The organism is Undibacterium sp. GrIS 1.8 (genome assembly GCF_040544445.1).
GTDB lineage: Bacteria > Pseudomonadota > Gammaproteobacteria > Burkholderiales > Burkholderiaceae_D > Undibacterium.
Map to the genome: position 1 here is coordinate 1 of NZ_JBEONQ010000043.1, position 20,547 is coordinate 20,547.

General features: G+C 46.5%; 15 protein-coding genes and 1 tRNA gene. 5 read left to right on the forward strand and 11 right to left on the reverse strand.

Features of this window, described 5'->3' with window-relative positions:
* Nucleotides 1-559 precede the first annotated feature (559 nt).
* The 3 genes from AAKU64_RS17425 to AAKU64_RS17435 form a co-directional block, all read right to left on the reverse strand.
* On the reverse strand, nucleotides 560-1,822 hold the full coding sequence (locus tag AAKU64_RS17425; protein WP_354332765.1) for a cyanophycinase: 1,263 nt from the start codon (nucleotides 1,820-1,822) through the stop codon (nucleotides 560-562).
* 115 nt (nucleotides 1,823-1,937) lie between these two features.
* Nucleotides 1,938-4,661: a TonB-dependent receptor gene (locus AAKU64_RS17430; RefSeq protein WP_354332763.1), complete on the reverse strand. Its 2,724-nt coding sequence runs from the start codon at nucleotides 4,659-4,661 to the stop codon at nucleotides 1,938-1,940.
* Between the two features lie 218 nt (nucleotides 4,662-4,879).
* On the reverse strand, nucleotides 4,880-5,863 hold the full coding sequence (locus AAKU64_RS17435; protein ID WP_323492259.1) for a MurR/RpiR family transcriptional regulator: 984 nt from the start codon (nucleotides 5,861-5,863) through the stop codon (nucleotides 4,880-4,882).
* Between the two features lie 357 nt (nucleotides 5,864-6,220).
* On the opposite strand from AAKU64_RS17435, the gene AAKU64_RS17440 reads away from it, so the two are divergent.
* Entirely contained in the window at nucleotides 6,221-7,384 is a 1,164-nt protein-coding gene (locus AAKU64_RS17440; protein WP_354332761.1) for a succinylglutamate desuccinylase/aspartoacylase family protein, read from the forward strand.
* A 185-nt stretch (nucleotides 7,385-7,569) separates the two neighbouring features.
* Nucleotides 7,570-8,961, forward strand: coding sequence for a YfcC family protein (locus tag AAKU64_RS17445; RefSeq protein ID WP_354362544.1), 1,392 nt, complete (start codon nucleotides 7,570-7,572; stop codon nucleotides 8,959-8,961).
* 341 nt (nucleotides 8,962-9,302) lie between these two features.
* Here the strand turns inward: AAKU64_RS17445 and AAKU64_RS17450 are convergent, their stop codons facing one another.
* On the reverse strand, nucleotides 9,303-9,875 hold the full coding sequence (locus AAKU64_RS17450) for a flavodoxin family protein (RefSeq protein WP_354362545.1): 573 nt from the start codon (nucleotides 9,873-9,875) through the stop codon (nucleotides 9,303-9,305).
* Between the two features lie 95 nt (nucleotides 9,876-9,970).
* Complete coding sequence (locus AAKU64_RS17455) at nucleotides 9,971-10,672, reverse strand: pirin family protein (RefSeq protein ID WP_354362546.1); 702 nt, start codon at nucleotides 10,670-10,672, stop codon at nucleotides 9,971-9,973.
* 140 nt (nucleotides 10,673-10,812) lie between these two features.
* Here AAKU64_RS17455 and AAKU64_RS17460 point away from each other — a divergent pair, with 140 nt between their 5' ends.
* Both AAKU64_RS17460 and gluQRS read left to right on the forward strand, forming a co-directional pair.
* Complete coding sequence (locus AAKU64_RS17460; protein WP_354362547.1) at nucleotides 10,813-11,730, forward strand: LysR family transcriptional regulator; 918 nt, start codon at nucleotides 10,813-10,815, stop codon at nucleotides 11,728-11,730.
* Nucleotides 11,731-11,753: 23 nt separating this feature from the next.
* Nucleotides 11,754-12,752 carry a tRNA glutamyl-Q(34) synthetase GluQRS gene (gene gluQRS, locus AAKU64_RS17465; protein WP_503012613.1) on the forward strand — a complete coding sequence of 333 codons (999 nt, stop codon included), beginning with the start codon at nucleotides 11,754-11,756 and terminating at the stop codon, nucleotides 12,750-12,752.
* A gap of 6 nt (nucleotides 12,753-12,758) precedes the next feature.
* Here gluQRS and AAKU64_RS17470 read toward each other — a convergent pair whose 3' ends face one another.
* The 3 genes from AAKU64_RS17470 to rpoD all read right to left on the reverse strand — a co-directional run bounded on the left by AAKU64_RS17470 (nucleotide 12,759) and on the right by rpoD (nucleotide 16,776).
* Nucleotides 12,759-14,273 carry a DEAD/DEAH box helicase gene (locus tag AAKU64_RS17470; RefSeq protein WP_354332752.1) on the reverse strand — a complete coding sequence of 505 codons (1,515 nt, stop codon included), beginning with the start codon at nucleotides 14,271-14,273 and terminating at the stop codon, nucleotides 12,759-12,761.
* Between the two features lie 7 nt (nucleotides 14,274-14,280).
* Nucleotides 14,281-14,358, reverse strand: a tRNA-Ile gene (locus AAKU64_RS17475).
* A 174-nt stretch (nucleotides 14,359-14,532) separates the two neighbouring features.
* The gene (rpoD, locus tag AAKU64_RS17480; RefSeq protein ID WP_354362548.1) at nucleotides 14,533-16,776 is read right to left on the reverse strand and encodes an RNA polymerase sigma factor RpoD; all 2,244 of its coding nucleotides are present in this window, start codon (nucleotides 16,774-16,776) and stop codon (nucleotides 14,533-14,535) included.
* On the opposite strand from rpoD, the gene AAKU64_RS17485 reads away from it, so the two are divergent.
* Nucleotides 16,763-17,341 (forward strand): hypothetical protein, encoded by a 579-nt coding sequence (locus AAKU64_RS17485; protein WP_354332748.1) that lies wholly within the window; start codon nucleotides 16,763-16,765, stop codon nucleotides 17,339-17,341. The genes rpoD and AAKU64_RS17485 overlap by 14 nt on opposite strands.
* Before the next feature lie 264 nt (nucleotides 17,342-17,605).
* Here AAKU64_RS17485 and dnaG read toward each other — a convergent pair whose 3' ends face one another.
* From dnaG to rpsU, 3 genes are all read right to left on the reverse strand, one after another.
* Nucleotides 17,606-19,399 (reverse strand): DNA primase, encoded by a 1,794-nt coding sequence (gene dnaG / locus AAKU64_RS17490; protein WP_354332747.1) that lies wholly within the window; start codon nucleotides 19,397-19,399, stop codon nucleotides 17,606-17,608.
* A 38-nt stretch (nucleotides 19,400-19,437) separates the two neighbouring features.
* Nucleotides 19,438-19,887 carry a GatB/YqeY domain-containing protein gene (locus AAKU64_RS17495; RefSeq protein WP_354332745.1) on the reverse strand — a complete coding sequence of 150 codons (450 nt, stop codon included), beginning with the start codon at nucleotides 19,885-19,887 and terminating at the stop codon, nucleotides 19,438-19,440.
* Between the two features lie 176 nt (nucleotides 19,888-20,063).
* Complete coding sequence (gene rpsU / locus AAKU64_RS17500; protein ID WP_005877634.1) at nucleotides 20,064-20,276, reverse strand: 30S ribosomal protein S21; 213 nt, start codon at nucleotides 20,274-20,276, stop codon at nucleotides 20,064-20,066.
* Nucleotides 20,277-20,547 lie beyond the last annotated feature (271 nt).

The following is a 20,547-nucleotide window of genomic DNA, read 5'->3' on the forward strand; positions in this document are numbered from 1 at the left end:
GGCATACACGAGCAATATGTGAAATGCGATTACCAGCCCTATCCCGAACACCTTCTTGCCCGGCTCTTGCTGGTGATTTGAAAAATCCATACCTACCATCCTCCTGTTACCACATTTACAAAAATATGCTCCTCTGAATTTAATGCTTAATTAAATGCAAAAAACAGAGTCGAGACCACATTACGAATTATTATGCACTACTATGACTTCTAAACTGCTAACAAACTATGCATCACTTATTTTTCGCTAGCGACGAATTAGTTTGTGCTTTAAAAAACGAAGAGCATCGTTCATTTTTTCAAAATTTGCAAGCATCAGAGTAGACTTATCAAATCTGATATCAGCTATTTTTATGATCATTGAAACTTTTGCTACGAATGCAAAACACACACTTTAAAAAATCAATAGTGTAGCAAAATTACAAATTTAATTATTATTAAACCAGCTCATAAAATTAATTACCTAGTGGGAATAAATTAAGATGTAATTTTATTACAGAAATAAAAGAGTAAAATAACTCATTTTTTAGAAGAATACCACGTCTAATCGAAAAAAAAGCTCATTTATATCGATATAAAGGCGTTTGCATTACGATAGGTCGAATATCCATCCGAATATTCATTACCGTATAAGCGTCAGAGCCTAGCGCGCTAGAAAAGTAACCCTTACTTTCGGCAGTCTTACTGAACGTAAATTCAAATCCAGCTTCTGCATTTGGAGCTTCCGGATCACCAAAAGCAAGCGCTTTTGTCTGAAGTTGCTTATTATCAATTAAATCCTGCATCAAATCTACTATTGTCGTGTTTCCTAATATGTCTGGATAAAATTTCTTCTCTACATTGTAAGGATTTGCAGGATCTACTACTCCTTTTTGCTTTTCTTTTGAAGTGATTAAAACCTTCGTTTGCAGGTTATAACGATCGCCACGATCCAGATAACTTATTTTTACGTTAGTGATATTAAATGCATTCAATTGAGCGTCGGATATTGCCTCGCTAAGATCCATCAGTATTGCGCCTTTATATCCCAGGATTTCGATATCTGCCCTACCCCGCACAATCATGGCGGTATTTTCATCAATCCCCAAACCTAGTTTGTAATTTTTTTTCAGCATTAACGGGATCATCCGCGCAAACCTGCCGCGAATAATCAAATGCTGATCAACAAACACTTGGTCGCCAATAAATCCAAGGCCAGGTGCGATTTCTTTTCCCTCATTTACGCCAAACTGCAAAGTAGGTAAAACGGCCTTGGCGTCATAAAACATCGTGCTACTCATAATTGCCGCTCCGGCGCTAGAACCAGCAATGACGCCCCCTCGGTGATACACATCCCAAATAGCCTCTAATGCTGCGCTCTTGGTACCATCTGGCTTAACTAAAGCTTGCGTGATTCGCCCTTGATCTCCACCAGAAAAATAGACTCCGCCAGCGGCACGAATTTGTGAGGCTACTGATGGATCATTCGCGACCTTTTGATAATCTGACCCCTTGAGCCTGATCGCTAACGGCACCACAAATGCGCGGGCACCATAACGGTTTAAGGTATCTGCTATATTTTTCCCCGCATTTTCGGGATTGGCAGCAGCAGCCGGGATCACTGCAATTTTGGCGCCCTTGCCACCACTTAAAGCGACTATTTTTCCCCACACTACAGCATTATCAGTGCGCAAAGCACCGCCAATAATCACCAGCGTGCCTGCTGCCTCCGGCTGGGCTGGGTCTAGCCTGGTTTGGGCATGCACCATACCAAAAGTAAGAATAAAGAAAACAATACTGATGCGTTTACATTGACGCAAAAAAAATAACAACAAATTACTCATGAGAATAAATCCACTGAAAAATCATCTAGCGATACATCGCTGCGTCATACGTCATAAAGATAGAAAAATGGGGAGGCATACAGCATGCCACCCCACTTTTAAATATGACTTAATGTTATTTAAAAGCGTAATTCACTGAAGCATAAAAGAAGCGTCCACGTGGATCCGTGTAACTAGGATCATAGCCCGCTAAGAAGCTATACACCTGGTTAGAGCGCGGCGGATTGGTATCTAACAAGTTTTTGATACCTACCCGGAAGCTGGTCGCATTAGACAACTTATAGCTACCACTCATATCCCACAATGCATACGAACCAACACGACGTACCGAACCATCTGGATTAGGATTTTGATCTTGATAGCCTTGATAGAACGTCTGCTGCACAGTAGCACCCCAAGGACCGCGATCAAAATCAAACGTCAAGGTATGACGCCAGCGTTGAACTACTTGAGTATCCGTGAACACGCCAACACCATTGATTTCTGGACTCGCGTTAGTAGTTTTAGTTTTGTAATCGAATACATAAGTGCCGTTTAAAGACACAGCAAACTTACCGATATCGTTTGCAGGCAAACGCCAGTTCACATTCAGATCTATTCCTGAGGTATCTAAGGTACCGATGTTATGCGTACGGCCATCGACCGACACAATCGCACCAGGAATCCCAGGCAAAGTTGGGTCAGCAGCAGCGCGCACCACATATGCCGAGTTATGCGTAGGATCACTAAAATAAGCGCCCTCGTTAGCTAACAAAGTATCGGACTTCTGAATGCGCCAGTAATCAATCGAGGTCGTCAAAGTACGCATAGGCTCAAACACAAAACCAAACGAGTATTGCTTGGATGTTTCTGGTTTCAAATCAGCGGTACCGCCTTTGATCAGATTAGGCTGGATACCACAGTAATCAGGATTTTTTGTGTTATCAATCGCCCCGACTTTGATACATCCCAAAGGATCGTTATACACACCACTGGTTTGCCCTACACGTGCCGGCTCATGCAAATCAGTCAGGGTCGGTGCGCGGAAACCAGTGCCATAAGAACCACGGAAAATGATTTCTTTAGTTGGATTCCAGCGGATACCGACTTTAGGATTTGTGGTTCCACCGACGTCGTTATAACGATCATGACGGAGTGCGAATTGTGTCTCCACATTTTTTAATACTGGGAAATTAAACTCAGCATAAATCGCCTTCACGTCACGGTCACCACCATAGGCAGCCGCAGCACCATCACCACGGATTTCACCCGCAGCCAATAAAGCAGAAGGAGTGAAGTCTAATTTTTCACGGCGATATTCTGCACCAACTGCAACTGCGGCTTTACCACCCGCCATATCAAACAATTCACGTGATGCTTTGGCATCTAAGGAATCGGTCGTACCACGCGAATGACGCGCCGCATCACTAATTTTTGCAGCATTTAACAGTGCCAGGCCATCGGCACCAGAAGGTCCAAACGGATTAATTTTTCCGCTCAGAAATGCAGCATTAAACAAGGAGGTACGAACATATCCATTGACGTATTTATCATCGACAGTGCTAACGCTATGGTTCAATGCGGTGTCGTAATCCCAACCGGCAACGCTACCTTTAGCGCCCAATACGATACGCTGTGCAACGGCATCGACTTCATTCGTACGCGGACCTGCCTCGCTCAAACGCAAACCTACGCGCAAAGGGGTTTGATTAGTGGTGATTAAACTGCTTGGATAATAAATCCCACCCGCGCTTGGTAATGGATAATTAAGATCGCTGACCGTCAAAGGACTGATACGGTAGGTAGTCTTGGTATCGCTGTGCAATACCTCTGCGAATAAAGTCGTGTCGTCATTCAAGGCATACTGGCCGCGCGACAACAGAGAAAAACGTTTGGATTCAGGGAAAATCTCTGTGTCGTGCATATAGTCATACAAACAGGCCTGACTACCGACAAAACTACCTGGCGCATACACTGTTGATGGCGGATTACAGTTTGGCGCGCTTGGGTTTAAGCGTGAGCCAGTTGCACTGCCGCTTGCTTTAGTACGACGCACGTTTGCCGGATAAGTATTAGAGCTGCTGACGTCCAGATTAATATCTGGTTGGTAGGCAGAACCGATCCAGTCTCTTTGTGTAGAACGTAGACTTTGACTATCTTGCACGTTCACCACGGCCATAACGTTGTAGCGATCTTTAGTCAGGTCACCCAAACCGCCTGATAAGGTCACAATATTTTTACCTGCACCACCATGTTGGGTACCACCGGTATAAGCAGAGACCTCAGCGCCCTGATAATCAGGACGCGTGATAAAGTTAATGACGCCACCAATCGCATCCGTACCATAAATTGCGGATGCACCATCCTTCAACACCTCAACGCGAGAAATCGCTGCAGCGGGGATGGAATTTAAATCGACACCAGAAGAATTACCCGGCGATGCAAAGTTTGCGAGGCGACGGCCATTCAACAAAATCAAAGTTGAAGATACGCCGATACCGCGTAAGTTGGCGCCATTAAAGCCGCGCTGTGTTCCACCGTTATCACTAAAGCTGGCACCGTCAGTTAAGGCAGCTGCACTGGCGGATATTTTGCTCAACAATTCGGCTGCGGTTGTCACGCCGCTTTTATCAATTTCAGCACGGGTCAAAATTTGCAAAGGCATCGCAGTTTCTGCATCTAACCGCTTGATAGACGATCCAGTGATTTCTACTCGCTGTACTTTGGCTGCATCAGCCTCCGCTTGTGCAAACGCGGAAGGACTGACACAACCCAAGACCGCCGACAAACCTAAAGCGTAACGAATAGATAAAGCAATCTTCGTTGGCCTGATCTGTATTTCTCTACTTTTATTTTTCATTTTCACTTCCCCTCACAATGTTTTTTACAAGATAAAAAATCAAACACTCAACGCACTAACTCCAAAGGACTAACCCAACATTTGAATCACAAAAATACTGAAGCACTTATAAGCTGAGCACCAGTGCACCAAAATTTTTAGACAGCAGTTCACCCTGGCTTTTTAAAAGCCATTTTTTTCAACTCCGACCGGGATTAAATAAAACTGCTGTTTAGGTCCTAGTCAGATTCTGATTTCTTCTTCTTTCTCATTGCTAGCTCCTTGCTACTGCTTTTGGAGTTCGCGTCAGATCCATGTAAATAAGCGGATAAAGCCTCGGTCAGCTTCATCGCCTTTTCTACATTCTTACGATTGGATACCATCAGACTGCTGACTAAAGCTTCGATCAGCGCGATGGCCGCAATGGAACTACTTGGCAAAACCGGATGAGTACTCGGTGCCAATAATAAAAAATCGCCGACTGCCGCCAATGGCGACGCGGTTGAATCGGTCATGGATACGATGCAGGTGTCATGATCACGCGCGAATTGCGCTAACTTGATGGCGTCATTGGCATAGCGCGGAAAAGAGATCAAGATCAGGACATCTTTATCAGAAATACTAGCCAAATGTCCGGCAGCAACCTCGGTACCCCCATAACCCACCACCTCAACTACATGCGAGCAAAATGGTTGTAAATGCAGCGCTAACATCCCTGCCAGATGCGCACTTAAGCCAAAGCCCATGACGTAGACCGTGCGCGCTTTGACTAACTTACTCACCACCTGGTTTAAGACCTCAATCGACAAGTTTTGTTTTGTCGCATCCGTATTGGCTAATGCGTATTCAAGACTGGTAATCGCAGGATTAGTCTCTTGCGTGCGACGCTCGATGGTATTGCGTAATTTCTCTACTGGCTGAAATACACTTTGCAAAGTCTCCGCCACTTCATTACGCATCGCGGCATAATTGGAGAAACCAATATCGCGGGCAAAGCGGCTGATCGTTGCGGTCGATACCTGGCAACTTTGCGCTAAATCTTCTATACCCAAGGCAGTTACTCTGACCTGATTGCGCAACAAATAATCCGCAATGCTTTGATATGAAGACGATCCCTCAGTCAGGGTCTTAATTAGTATCTTGCCGAGTTTGGATTGCGCAAAAGCAACCTCTGGCGTAGCTGCCTCGGTATTGACTACATTTGGGGTGATCGACTTAACCATAAGGATTTTTCAGTCTAAATAAAACAGGGACTACATCATACAAATAAAAAATCACATCAAGTCTTATTTGTATTTCAATTTTGTTTAAAACATTTTTGCTGAAATGAATCGTATATCTGATTTTGAACAAACTCAACATTATTTGTAAATTTTTTTGCATAACTTCATTTTGTGTAAAAAATACGTCATAATGATTTCAATTGATTACCGCCTGTTCGCGCTTTGTTTATTTTTTCATCAAGGTTTTACAGAACTCTTGAAAAAATAGACCATCTAAAATGAGATCCGCCTTTGCATCTGAAAAATTAGCATTGTCCAAAAATACAACCTCTACGTAACCACACCAATTAAAACAATATGGAAATCAAAACTCACCTGCTAGAAGCGCGCAGCATCGGCACCCAGCGTCAATTTGTCAGCTATCACTTTGGGCAAGCCGCCAGCAATGATGGAAGCAATAGTACAAACGATACGAGGGGCGTACAGAGGTCGCTAAAAACCTACATCCAAGCCTCTTTGCATGCGGACGAAATTCCGGGCATGCTGGTGGCACATCATCTGCGCGCGCGGCTAGAAGCCTTAGAGGCAAATGGAAAAATTCGGGGTGAGATTGTGCTGGTACCGCTAGCCAATCCGATTGGTCTGGATCAGGCGATTCAAGGTGAGCCATTTGGGCGTTTTGATCTGGCCTCGGGCATCAACTTTAATCGCGGCTACCGCAATTTGATACCGGTATTGCGCGAGAGCTTAGCTACGCTACTCGGAAGTGACATCAATAAAAATGTCAGCATCATCCGTGAGCAAGTGCTCTTGTTGTTGGCGCAATGGCAACCGGCGACCGAGGCGGACTCTTTACGTAAAACCTTGCAATCATTGGCATGTGATGCTGACATCGTTCTGGATTTGCACTGTGACAATCAGTCTGTAATGCATTTATATACCGGCACACCAGTCGCCGGAGAGGTGTTACCGCTGGCACGCTATCTGGGCGCGGAGGCAATGCTACTCGCTACCGAATCTGGCGACGATCCGTTTGATGAAACCTGTGGTCGGCTCTGGTGGGAGCTGGCGAACCATTTTAAAGATCAATTCCCGATTCCATTTGCCTGCGTCCCGGTCACAGTCGAACTACGCGGAGAAGTCGATGTCGCGCATGAGCTGGCAGAGCAAGATGCCGATGCCTTAATTGCCTACCTCGCTTACAAAGGGCAGCTCGACATTGCAACGCCACCTCTGCCCGCCGCATTTTGTGCACCGACGCCGTTAGAAGCCGTGCTACCAATCGCCGCGCCGCATGCTGGCATGCTGGTGTTCTCAAAAAGACCGGGTGACATGGTGCAACAAGGCGACATCATCGGCGAGGTGATTGATCCGATTTCTGGCAAAACAACCCCGCTCATCGCCAAAGTCGGTGGAAAAATGTTTGCCCGCACCGCCTACCGTTATGTACAGCGAGGAATGGCGATTGCGAAAATCGCGGGAACTGTGCCGTTCCGGACAGGGAAATTATTGTCGCTGTGAAGTTAGCGCCAAAGTTAGCTTGGAAGTTGACTTTAAAATAAGTTCAGCTCATGTTTCAAGCACAATGAATATACATACTCTCACCATGTATATTTTATTGTCCATATAATTATTGGACTATGAGGCATATTTTAAATAAGTAAGGGGGAGTATATGAATATTCGCCAGTATTGGAGATACAAAAAATGAAAAAACTCAAACTCCCCAACACCTTTGTGCTGCTGTTTTCTCTATTGGCCTTGATTGCGCTGGCAACCTGGCTAGTGCCCGGTGGCAAATACGATACGCACGTCGTCAATGGCAAAACCTTGATCGATCCTGCCACCTTCCATTACATCACCAGCAATCCGCAGGGCTTTGTGGCGTTGATGATGGCACCAATCAAAGGTTTTGTTGAGGCGGCGCTGATCATCGGCTTTGTGCTGATTGTCGGCGGTGCGTTTGCCGTGTTGCAAAAAACCGAGGCGATCGATTCTATGATCAAGTCGGTGGCAAAGGCGCACACCAATTCTGCATTCATCCGGGCGATGATTATTCCGGTGTTTGTCACCATGTTTTCGCTCGGTGGCGCGACCTTTGGCATGAGTGAAGAAGCGATCCCGTTCATTTTGATTTTTATCCCGCTGGCATTGGCCTTGGGATATGACTCGATTGTGGGAGTCTCGATCCCGTTTATCGGATCGCAAGTCGGCTTTGCTGCGGCATTTTTAAACCCGTTTAATGTCGGCATCGCGCAGGGCATCGCCGGTGTGCCGGTGTTTTCTGGCTTGCAGTACCGTGTGATTGTGTGGGTGATTGCTACCACCCTGACCATCGGCTTTTTAATGTGGTATGCCGCGAAAATCAAACAATCACCAGAGAAAAGTCCGACCTTTGAACTTGATCAAGAGAAAAGAAAAAGTCTCAAGCACGATGAATTTACTCACTTCACCGGTGTCACTGTCACGCATAAATTAGTCTTGCTGCTATTTGCAGCCTCGTTGGGCGTCATGGTGCTGGGCGTCGTCAAGTATGAGTGGTTTATTAATGAGATTGCGGCATTGTTTTTAGTCATGGCAATCATCGTCGGCGTCGTCGGTAAATTAAGCTCGGACGAATTTATCGAGGCATTTTTGCAAGGCGCAAAAGATCTGGTCACCACTGCGCTGGTGATTGCCCTGGCACGCGGCACCATGATCCTCGCCCGCGACGCCCATATCATCGACACCATGCTCCATGGTCTGATGCCATTTGTGCAGTCAGCCAGCCCGGTGTTTGCGGCGCAAAAAATGTTTCTGATCCAAACCGTGATTAACTTTTTCATCCACTCAGGTAGCGGACAAGCGGCGCTTACCATGCCGATCATGGCTCCGCTGGCGGATTTGGTCGGGGTAACGCGGCAAACCGCGATTCTGGCTTTTCAATTTGGTGAATTTACGACACCGATGATCCCGACATCTGGCATTACCGTCGGCGTACTGGCCTTAGCACGGATACCCTGGGCAACCTGGGCAAAGTGGATGATCCCGCTGCAATTAATGTATCTGGCACTGGCATTGTTGCTGCTGATTCCACCTTGTCTGATGTATTGGCAATAGGCTGAGAATGGCCGGCCAAAGCGGTAGATTTAATTCGGAATTTATATATACTCCCCTTTATTTTTTACAAATATGCCGTATTGTCCAGAATTTACATGGACAACTATAATATACAGGGTAGGAGTAATTATATTAAGCCTAGGTAGTACTCTCATCAAAAAAAGAAGAAGCCTGCCAATTTTCATTGAGCAGGCTTTTTTGGCGCTAAAATGTTGGCGTGTCTGCTGATTGATCAGATTGCTTCACTTGATGGCTTAACTTCGTTGATCAACTCCGCTAGCCATCCTTCTGCCGATTAACAAAAATCAACGCAAATCAACTCATCTATCGCAGCCGGATCATTACTTAGTGAACCGTGCCGCCACTTCTGCAATACGCTTACCAAATAATTTTGCGGTTTCCAAATCGCCTGGCAACGGACCTTCTTCTGGCGAAGAATCAGACGGTGATTGCGTCATTAAGCCAGAAGAGCTGGCCAGATAATTAACGTCATTACGCTGCGCTGCCTTGCTGTTGGATGGCATCAATCCAGTACCAGCCCAGATCATGGAATGCTGTTGCGACAAGGTGAACAGGTAGTGAAGCGTCGACAGTTTGTCGCCATTCATGCTGGCAGAATTGGTGAAAGCACCAGCGATTTTATCTCGCCATACTTGTGAATACCAAGGCTTGGACGTGGCATCGGCAAACTTCTTAAACTGCCAGGAAACCGTGCCCATATAGGTCGGCGATCCAAAGATGATCGCATCAGCTTCTTCCAGACTGGCCCAGTTGGCATCAGTGATATTGCCTTCTGCATCAATCGCAATCAGTTCTGCTGCTGCACCTGCCGCTGCGGCACCTGCATGGACTGCTTCTGCTGCTTTTTTAGTGTGGCCATAACCTGAGTGGTACACAATCGCTACTTTTTTCATGGGAGTTCCTTTTAGTTATTTAGTTATTTCGTTATTTCGTTATTTCATTCATCAGTCATCGCGTCAGAATATTTTTATCCATCGGCTCAGCCAAATTATTTTGGTAAATCAAACACCAGTACTTCTGCCTGCTTTCCCGCTTCCAACTGCACTAATTCTTCTTCACGCAATTTCACCGCATCGCCCGCTGACAACTGCACGCCGTTGACAGTCAGTTGACCGCTTGCCAGATGGATGTAGGCAAGGCGATCTTTCGATAAGATCAAACTACTCGCCTGCTCGCCGTCAAACAGACCAATGTACAACCGTGCGTCTTGACGGATTTTAATGGAATCATCCGCACCATCGGGCGACACGACTAGACGCAGGCGGCCCGCTTTGTCTTCCCGACTAAAATGTTTTTCCTCATACGCTGGTGTCGCGTTAATCACGGATGGCTGTATCCAGATCTGCAATAAGTGCGTGGGATTGTCTGGCGATGGATTAAATTCAGAATGGCGAACACCTGTTCCGGCGCTCATGTACTGCACATTACCCGGGAGAATGGTACTGCCATTGCCCATGCTGTCTTTATGCGCAATCGCACCTTGAAGCACGTAGGTAATAATTTCCATATCCTTATGACCATGCGTCCCAAACCCCATTCCGGCCGCGATATGATCGTCATTAATCACGCGCAAAGGGCCATAACCCATGTGTGCAGGATCGTGGTAATCGGCAAAGGAAAAACTGTGATGAGATCTCAGCCAGCCGTGTTCGGCATAACCGCGTTGTTCTGATTTATGGACTGTCAGCATCGTATTTTTAGGGTTAGTGGAAACCCTACCTTATTCAAATAATTGATATGATGTGGTGCAATATATACCTGCCAGAACCTGAATATAAGGGGAATATTTTCTACTTCTCGTTCAGTATTTTTGTATAAGAATAATTCACCATGAATTTAACTCTCGAAGCACTGCAAATTTTGGATGCCATCGACCGCAAAGGTAGCTTTGCGGCAGCAGCAAGCGCCTTAGATAAAGTGCCTTCCGCCATCACCTACAGTATCCGCAAACTGGAAGATGATCTGGACGTGCTGCTATTTGATCGACGCGGTCACCGCGCCAAGCTAACTACGGCCGGGCAAGAATTATTGACGCAAGGGCGGCATCTATTATTGGCGGCAGAAGAGCTGGAACAAAGGGTCAAGCGCACCGCAACAGGCTGGGAGGCGGAGTTGCGTATCGTCATGGATGGCGTAATTCAGTTTGAACATTTTTTGCCACTGATTCAAGAATTCCAGCACCAGGCCTGCGGCACACGCTTAAGAATTTCTCAAGAAACCTTGTCCGGCGTATGGGAGACACTGCTCGCCGGTCGGGCAGATCTGGCGATTGGTGCCGCTTACGATGGACCAGATACCTTGCGCATGCATGGCGAATATCAGACTCAGACCATGGGCAATATCGATTGGGTCTTTGCCGTTGCAGCCAAACATCCGCTGGCAACAGCGCCGGAGCCATTGACAGCGACCGTCATACAAAGCCACCGGGCAATCGCCGTCGGCGATACGGGGCGCAATCTGCCATCGATCAATGCGGGACTTCTGGCGGGCCAGGATACGCTGACAGTTCCCACATTGCAGGCAAAATTATTAGCGCAAATAGCGGGATTAGGTTGTGGTAATTTACCGCGCAAGCTTGCGTTGCCACATCTACAATCTGGCGCATTGGTAGAAAAAACTTTGCAAGAAAACAGACTCACTGGCAATAACCACATTGCGTGGCGCAGAAACGACAAAGGAAAGGCGCTACAGTGGTTTTTACAACGATTAGCTGATCCGGTGGTACAGCGCATGTTATCGGGCAGCTGACGATGGTGACTAGCTTGAATAAGTTGAATAACTATGTCGGACGTTTTGCCCCCTCCCCCACGGGCGCCTTACATATGGGGTCTTTAGTGGCGGCAATGGCGAGTTACTTAGACGCAAAAGCCCACGATGGAAAATGGCTACTCAGAATCGAAGATTTAGACTTTGACAGAGATGTCAAAGGCGCCGATTTAGCCATTATAGAACTACTGTGCCGATGCAAAATGCAATGGAACGATGCCATTGAATGGCAAAGCCAGCGCACCCATTTATACGAAACCGCTTTCCGGCAACTAGCCCCGATGATTTATCCCTGCAGCTGTTCGCGTAAAGAGATTGCTGATTCGCGGCGTAGTTCTCGCACTTCAACTTTAACTTCAATCCCAAATTCAACTTCAACGCTACCGTCAACCTCACGATTTGGTTTAGTGATTTATCCGGGCACTTGCCGTGCAGGTCTGGCAAACAACAAACCCGCCCGCGCCTGGCGCTTGCGGGTGCCGGATGAAGATCAAGGTCTGGTGACATTCACCGACCGATGGCTAGGTGAAATCAGTCAAAATATTGCGACCGAGGCCGGTGATTTTGTTTTAAAACGCGCGGATGGTTTCTGGGCATATCAACTCGCTGTGGTGGTTGACGATGCGGCGCAAGGTGTAACTCATGTTGTACGCGGTGACGATTTATTAGACTCGACGCCGAGGCAAATTTATTTACAAGATTTGCTGGGATTGCCGCATGTGCAGTATTTGCATATCCCGGTGGTTGCCAATGCCAATGGTGACAAACTGTCTAAACAAACTGGCGCGCAAGCGATTGATGTCAGTGGCAGCGAACGTGATGTACTACGTCAGGCTTTACTACCAGCTGCAGAATTATTGGGATTAAAAATCGAGACCCAACAATACGGAGACACCTTGGAAGAATTTTGGCATGGCGCTGTTACAGCATGGAGACAATTACTGGAACAGCGCGAGAGGATTAGAACTGAGTCGGAACCAATTTGGAACCAAGTTAAGATTTAATGGCAATCAATCAGGCCGACGCAGACCGCCAAGCAATGCCGCTTTTTTCTGCGGTTTGGCTGCTGTTTTATTTTCACTCGTTGCCGCTACTTTGATCGACGATGCACTAGGTTCGTAAGGCTTTAAAAACCAAGGATCGACTTTTTCTCTTGGTGGATTAAAACTACGTGCAGGACGATCGAATGACTTTTCGGCCGTTCTGTCTATTGATCTACCTGCTGATCTGCCTTCTACATTATCCGTTGATTTTTCAGCCGCTCTATCGCTACTGAATTGACGTGGTTTACGCTCCGCTAATTGCTGTGTCTGCGCGACAAAACCTGCCAATTGTACTTTGACGATTTTTTGCTTGATCAATTTTTCAATATCAAGCAGCAAGCGCTCATCTTTATCTGTGTGCAAAGAAATCGCATCGCCAGTCGCACCAGCACGGCCAGTGCGGCCAATCCGATGGACATAATCTTCTGCGTTATACGGTAAATCGTAGTTGATGACGCAAGGCAGTTCGGCGATATCTAAACCACGTGCGGCCACATCGGTCGCTACCAGCACTTCAACTTCTCCACGTTTGAATGCATCCAAAGCAGCCATGCGCTCTGCCTGAGATTTATCACCATGGATTGCTGAGGCTTTTACACCTTGTTTGACTAAATGCACGGCCAGACGCGAAGCACCAATCTTGGTATTGGAAAAAACGATTACTTGTTTTAAACCACGCTCGCGGATAATGAACGAGACCGCGTCGCGCTTCTCTTCCTCAGCCACTTTATACAAAATTTGTGTGACGTTATCTGCAGTTGCATTGCTGCGTGCGACCTCGATCATTACTGGATTGCTTAAAAAACTGGCAGCCAGTTTTTTAATTTCTGGCGAGAACGTAGCAGAGAACATTAAGTTCTGACGCTGCTTTGGCAACAAATTAATGATGCGTTGCAGATCAGGCAAAAAGCCCATGTCTAACATACGGTCCGCTTCATCCATGATCAGGATTTGCGTCTGCGATAAGTTAATCGTTTTCTGCTGAATGTGATCCAACAAGCGACCAGGTGTCGCAATCACAATCTCAACACCGGCACGCAAGGCAGCTGTCTGTGGCGCCATATCCATACCGCCAAAAACGACCGTAGAACGCAGCGGAGTATGGCGCGAATATGCCTGAACGTTTTCGGCAACCTGATCAGCCAGTTCACGCGTCGGCGTCAAAATTAAAGCACGTACGGGATGACGAGCTGGCGAGGCACTGGTACTCGCGTGTGCTAATAACAATTGAATAATCGGCAGCGAGAAGCCAGCAGTTTTGCCAGTACCCGTTTGTGCAGCACCCATCACATCGCGGCCTTGCAATACGATAGGAATTGCCTCAGCTTGAATCGGTGTGGGGTGTACGTAACCTTGATCAGATAAAGCGCGCAAAATCTCAGGCGACAGTCCGAAATCTTCGAAACGTATGGTAGGTACAGAGGGGGCAGAATCTACTACAACGGTAGCGATCTGCTCAGGATTGGACTTGATATCAGTCATTGTATGATGGTGGGCCTCCCGTGAGTCGAACACGGTACCAACGGATTATGAGTCCGCTGCTCTAACCAACATGAGCTAGAGGCCCAATTCTTTCTGCAAGCTAAGCTGCTTAAATCTGACAAATATCCGTGTAAGAATCTTTATCAGGGTTATGCAGGTATCGCTTTAACGCTGTCACCTGCAAATTGTTGAATTCAAAAAAAAGCTCAAATTCAAACGCAAAACAGGCGTCGAAAAAACCGACGCCAATTGTATTACATTAATTACCTTCTAGGAAGCTTTTCAGCTTATCAGAACGTGATGGATGGCGTAATTTACGCAATGCCTTGGCTTCTATTTGACGAATACGCTCACGTGTTACGTCAAACTGTTTACCTACTTCTTCTAAGGTGTGGTCAGTGGACATCTCAACACCAAAACGCATACGCAATACTTTAGCTTCACGCGGGGTCAATGAATCCAATACATCTTTAACGACATTACGCATAGATGCGTGCAACGCTGCATCTGCCGGTGCCAATGTATGATTGTCTTCAATGAAATCACCCAGATGTGAATCATCATCGTCACCGATCGGTGTTTCCATTGAAATCGGTTCTTTAGCAATCTTCATGATCTTGCGGATTTTATCTTCCGGCATTTCCATCTTGATTGCCAACGTCGCTGGATCTGGCTCTACACCAGTCTCTTGCAAAATCTGACGTGAGATACGATTCATCTTATTGATGGTCTCAATCATGTGCACCGGGATACGAATCGTACGCGCCTGATCCGCAATAGAACGGGTAATCGCCTGGCGAATCCACCATGTAGCATAAGTAGAAAACTTATAACCACGGCGATATTCAAACTTATCTACCGCCTTCATCAAACCGATGTTGCCTTCCTGGATCAAATCTAAGAATTGCAAACCACGATTAGTATATTTTTTCGCGATAGAAATCACCAGACGCAAGTTGGCCTCCGTCATTTCACGCTTGGCTTTACGTGCTTTCATTTCGCCAGCAGACATCTTTTTATTGATGCCGCGTAAATCAGGCAAAGGTAAAACTACCCGTGCCTGCAGATCGATCAGCTTTTGCTGGAGCTGCTGTACTGACGGTACATTACGACCCAAAATAGCGCTGTAAGAATGGCCGGCATTAACTTCGCCTTCAACCCATTTCAGGTTGACTTCATTACCTGGAAATACTTTGATGAAATGACTACGTGGCATGTTGCAACGGTTAACTACTACTTCCAGAATCTGTTTTTCTACATGGCGAACTTCATCCACTTGACCGCGCAAAGTGTCACATAATTTCTCAACGACTTTAGCGGTAAAACGGATGCCCATCAATTCGTTGGAAATCGCTTCCTGCGCTTTGATGTAGGACTTTGAGTTGTAACCCTCTTTTTCAAAGGATTTACGCATCTTGTCAAAATTGGTGGAGATGATATCAAATTTAGCTAAGGAGTCACGCTTCAATTGTTCTAATTGCTCGGCGGAGATAGCAGCGGCACCAGCGGCGCTTGCCTCTTCATCTTCCTCTTCCTCCTCTTCCTCTTCTTCCTCTTCGTCCTCTTCCTCTTCTACCACGACTACAACAGGCTTTTCTTCTTCTTCGACTGCGTTGGGATCAACTAAACCATCAACCAACTCGTCAATCTTAATCTCGTCATTACGAATACGCTCTGCTGAAACCAGAATCTCAGCAATCGTTGTCGGGCAGGCAGAGATCGCCTGAATCATGTCCTTCAGACCTTCTTCGATTTTTTTGGCGATGACAATTTCGCCCTCGCGCGTCAGCAACTCAACCGAACCCATTTCACGCATATACATACGGACAGGATCAGTAGTGCGACCGAAATCAGAATCAACGGTAGACAACGCCGCTTCAGCAGCAGCCTCAACCTCGTCGTCATCGCTGGTAACGGTAACTACGTTATCAGACAGTAACAATGTTTCAGCATCTGGCGCACGTTCATAGACGGCGACGCCCATGTCGTTAAAAGTACCGATGATGCCTTCAATTGCTTCAGGATCGACCACGTTTTCTGGCAAATGATCGTTGATCTCGGCAAAGGTTAGATAACCACGATCCTTACCTAACTTGATCAAAGTTTTCAGCTTTTGGCGACGACGCTCTAACTCTTCTGCGGTCGCTTCTGGATCGGCAGAGAAGGCATCTTTCAGCAAAGCTTTTTCTTTTGCTTTGCGATCCTTCGCCTTGGCTTTGTCGATCGCTTTCATTTCTGCGCGCTCAACAGCATTCAGCGCAGCTAAATCTTCATTCTCAGGCTGATATTCTTTTGGCTTACGACCGCGACGACCTGGCACTTTAACACCAGGCAAAATATAGCCTGAGGTGTCAATTGCAGCCAACACGGCAGCATCCGTAGTCTGGCTAACAGCAGGCGCAGAACCGGACTTGATTTCCTGAATTTCAGGTACTTTGTCAGCCTTTGCTGAATTCTTAGTTGGTTTAATCACTGTCTTTGGATCGGTCTTGTTAATTGTCACAGAAGCTTTCAATGGTGCAGTTTGTGGCTTGTCCGCTTTTTTGCCCGCCGGCAGATCAGAAGCGTGCTTATTTGAGTCTTTTAATGCGTCTTTGGATGAATCTTTAGATGCGCCATCAGCCTTCGCTACTGGCTTTGCAGTCTTGCCCGTCGCTTCCTTAGATAACGCTTTAACGCTCGCCTTGGGTTCATCTCTTACAATATTCCTGGCTTTGGATTTATCTACAGCAGTTTTAGTTGCGTCCAGCTTAGCCACTGCTTTTATCACTTTAGGTGCTTTAACATCTTTCGCAACCTCTTTTTTTGCCGGCATTTTTACGGCCGTCTTAGTCACTACTTTTGTTGTTGCTGGCTTAGTTTTACTAGCCGAAATTACAGCCTTAGTAACTGCAACTTTAGGGACAGACTTTGCCGGAGCCGTTTTGGCCACCACTTTTTTTGCTGCTGAGGATATCGGAGTGTTCGCGGGTTTCTTCATTGCTTTAGCCATTGAATCAAACCTACCAGAACAGAGGTGGCAATCTAGTTCATATAAAAAGACAATGATCATCCGTCAGATCAATTGATCTGTACGAAGAGCTACACCCTTTTCTATGTCAGACTACCCGAGTCTCAGCGCCAGTATTTTGGGTTACTCGGAGGAGCATTACGCTCACCTAAACAACACATTCTAAGCAGTTCTAAAACCTCTCCGCTCAGAATGAAACAACCTAAGACCTTGAATCGAAAGCTTTTAATTATACCACGAGCATAGGCTTTACTCTAGCCCCACCGTATTTCAGTTCAATTTTATTGAGCAAAAAATAGGCAACGCCATGCTTAACCAAAGATCATCGCACTGCCACTTCTGCCACAGCCTGGCGACGCAAAGCCTCTTGCAACTGCATAATTTCACGATAACGGGCAATATCAACCGCATCACGCAAACCTGATGCAGCCAGCGCCTCCATCTCCGCCTTTAATACCTGAAACCGCATTTGCCGTATTGCACCCGCCAATTCTTGCTTTACCACGTCAATATCGGTTTCGGTTTGCTCGGCTATTTCTGCAATCAAGGCATCATAGTCTGCACCTGTGGTCCGTAAATGCTCAGCCAAAGCCGCAAAATTGGCCTGCTGCCCCATGGTTTGCGCCACCAACACCAACTGCGTCAACATCTCAGCGCCATCGGGCGCAAGTTGTGCTGCATCAGCCAAAGCTGCCGCATCAAGCAATAAAGAGAGCGATGGGTGGGCAACTAAAATCCGCATGATTTGTCGCTCCAGACCAACCGGAGCACTGCGCCTACTTTTTGGCGGCGCAATTTTTATACGCGATACAGGCTGAGCCAATTCAAACAATGCTTCAATTTCTGACGGTGTGGTCTTAGTAACTTGAGCCAGGCTACGCACCATTTGCAAACGCAAACCAGAAGGCGGCATTTGTTGCAACAACGGCTTTGCATCAAACTGGACTTTTGCCCTCCCCTCAGCCGTAGATAAATCGCTATCACCAATCACTTCTTTCATGAAAAACTGTGACAGTGGCATCGCATCCTGAACCTGCTGAGCAAAGGCATCATTTCCTAGCTCGCGGATATAACTATCCGGGTCGTGCTCCGTCGGCAAAAATAAAAATTTAATGACTTTATTGTCATTTGCATGCGGCAAACAAGCATCCAGCGCGCGTCTGGCAGCACGACGTCCAGCACTGTCCCCATCAAAACTAAAAATCACATGATCAGTCTGACGCAACAATTTTTGCACGTGAGTTGGTGTGCAAGCCGTACCCAAGGTCGCTACTGCTTGCGGAAAACCCATCTGCGCTAACGCCACCACATCCATATAACCTTCGGTGACAAGCACATAACCCGCTTCACGTATCGCTTGCCGCGCCTCAAACAAACCATACAGCTCAAAACCCTTTTGAAATAGCGGCGTTTCAGGTGAATTCAAGTACTTCGGCTCACCTTGCTCCAAAATACGACCACCAAAACCTATAACTTGCCCTTTAGTATTGCGAATTGGAAACATGATGCGATCACGAAAACGATCATAGCGCTTGCGTCCACCACCCTCTTCTTCGCTTTTATCGATTACGAGACCAGCCTCAACCAAAGGCGGCGCTGCATAATCAGGGAAAACTGCGCGCAAGCCATCCCAGCCATCTGGCGCATAACCCAACCCGAAACGAGCGGCGATCTCCCCCGTCAAGCCACGCTTTTTCAGGTAGGCAATCGCCCCTTCGGCGCTACGCAATTGTGTACGGTAATGATCGCAGGCTTTGGTCATCACATCAGTTAGCGCCAGACTTTTTGCCTGGACTTCTGCACGTTGCGCAGGAAGTAATTTATCGTCTTCCGGCACTATCATACCGTTGCTTTGCGCCAAGTCTTTGACTGCGTCGACAAAGCTCATTCCCGAATATTCCATCAAAAATCCAATGGAAGTGCCGTGCGCACCGCAACCGAAACAATGATAAAACTGCTTAGTCGGGCTTACCGTAAAGCTAGGAGATTTCTCGTTGTGAAACGGACACAATCCCATGTAGTTTGCGCCGCCTTTTTTCAACTGCACGTACTTACCCACCACATCGACAATATCAACGCGGGCGAGCAAATCCTGAATAAAGGTTTGAGGAATCAAAGCGGCAAACTAAGTGACAAAGAGCAAAACAAGAAATATCAACGAGACAACAAAGCTGCTTTTACCAAACCAGAGACCACCGTCATATCAGCACGGCCCGCCAATTTCGGCTTCAATATTGCCATCACTTTACCCATATCCTGCGCACCAGTTGCACCACTCGCGGCGACAGCGGCGGCAACTTCTGCCTGCATTTCTGCATCAGTCAAACCAGCGGGCATATAGGCACACAAAATAGCCAGCTCTGCTTTTTCGATATCTGCCAAATCCTGGCGATTCCCGGCCTCAAACTGTGTGATGGAATCTTTGCGCTGCTTAATCATTTTTTCTATGATGGCGAGCACCAATGTGTCGGTCAATTCAATTCGCTCATCCACTTCTTTTTGCTTCATGGCGGCAGTAATCAAGCGTATCGTGCCCAGCTTTGTCATCTCTTTGGCACGCATTGCTGATTTCATGTCTTCGGTAATTTGATCTTTTAAGCTCATGGAATTTCCTGACGATAGAATAAGTACAAAAAATTGACTTAACTCCGCTTAGCTAAGTGCGATTTAATGCAAATTGATAAAAACAACAAAGCCCGCTGCGTATTACCGGAGCGGGCATGCTAAAGCCAAATACTAATGCAATTTTTGAATGGCACTGCTAGCAGCACCAAACGAAATTAATACATCTTTTTAGGCAATTGCTGACTACGAATGCGTTTGTAGTGGCGTTTTACTGCGGCTGCCAGCTTGCGCTTGCGCTCGGCAGTTGGCTTCTCGTAAAACTCGCGTGCGCGCAATTCGGTCAACAGACCGGTCTTTTCGATGGTGCGCTTGAAGCGACGCATAGCGACTTCGAACGGCTCGTTTTCTTTAAGGCGAATTGTGGTCATTTAAGTTCGGAACCAATGAAAAATTTATAGGAAGAACGAGATAATAGCAGAGTTTTTAGGCGTTTGGAAGTAGCTTGATTAAATCTTACGCAATCTTGTGCAAAAAAGTAATCGTAAACCTGCTTTACTGGCATTACCAAAACTCAAAAACCACATCGTAAAATTCAACACTTTAGGGAGTATGGTTAAAAACTATAGCTATCGTCCAGATATCGTCTGGACAAATAAAAATACAGTAGGCAGTACCTTAGTCCGATAAAAAACAACGCCA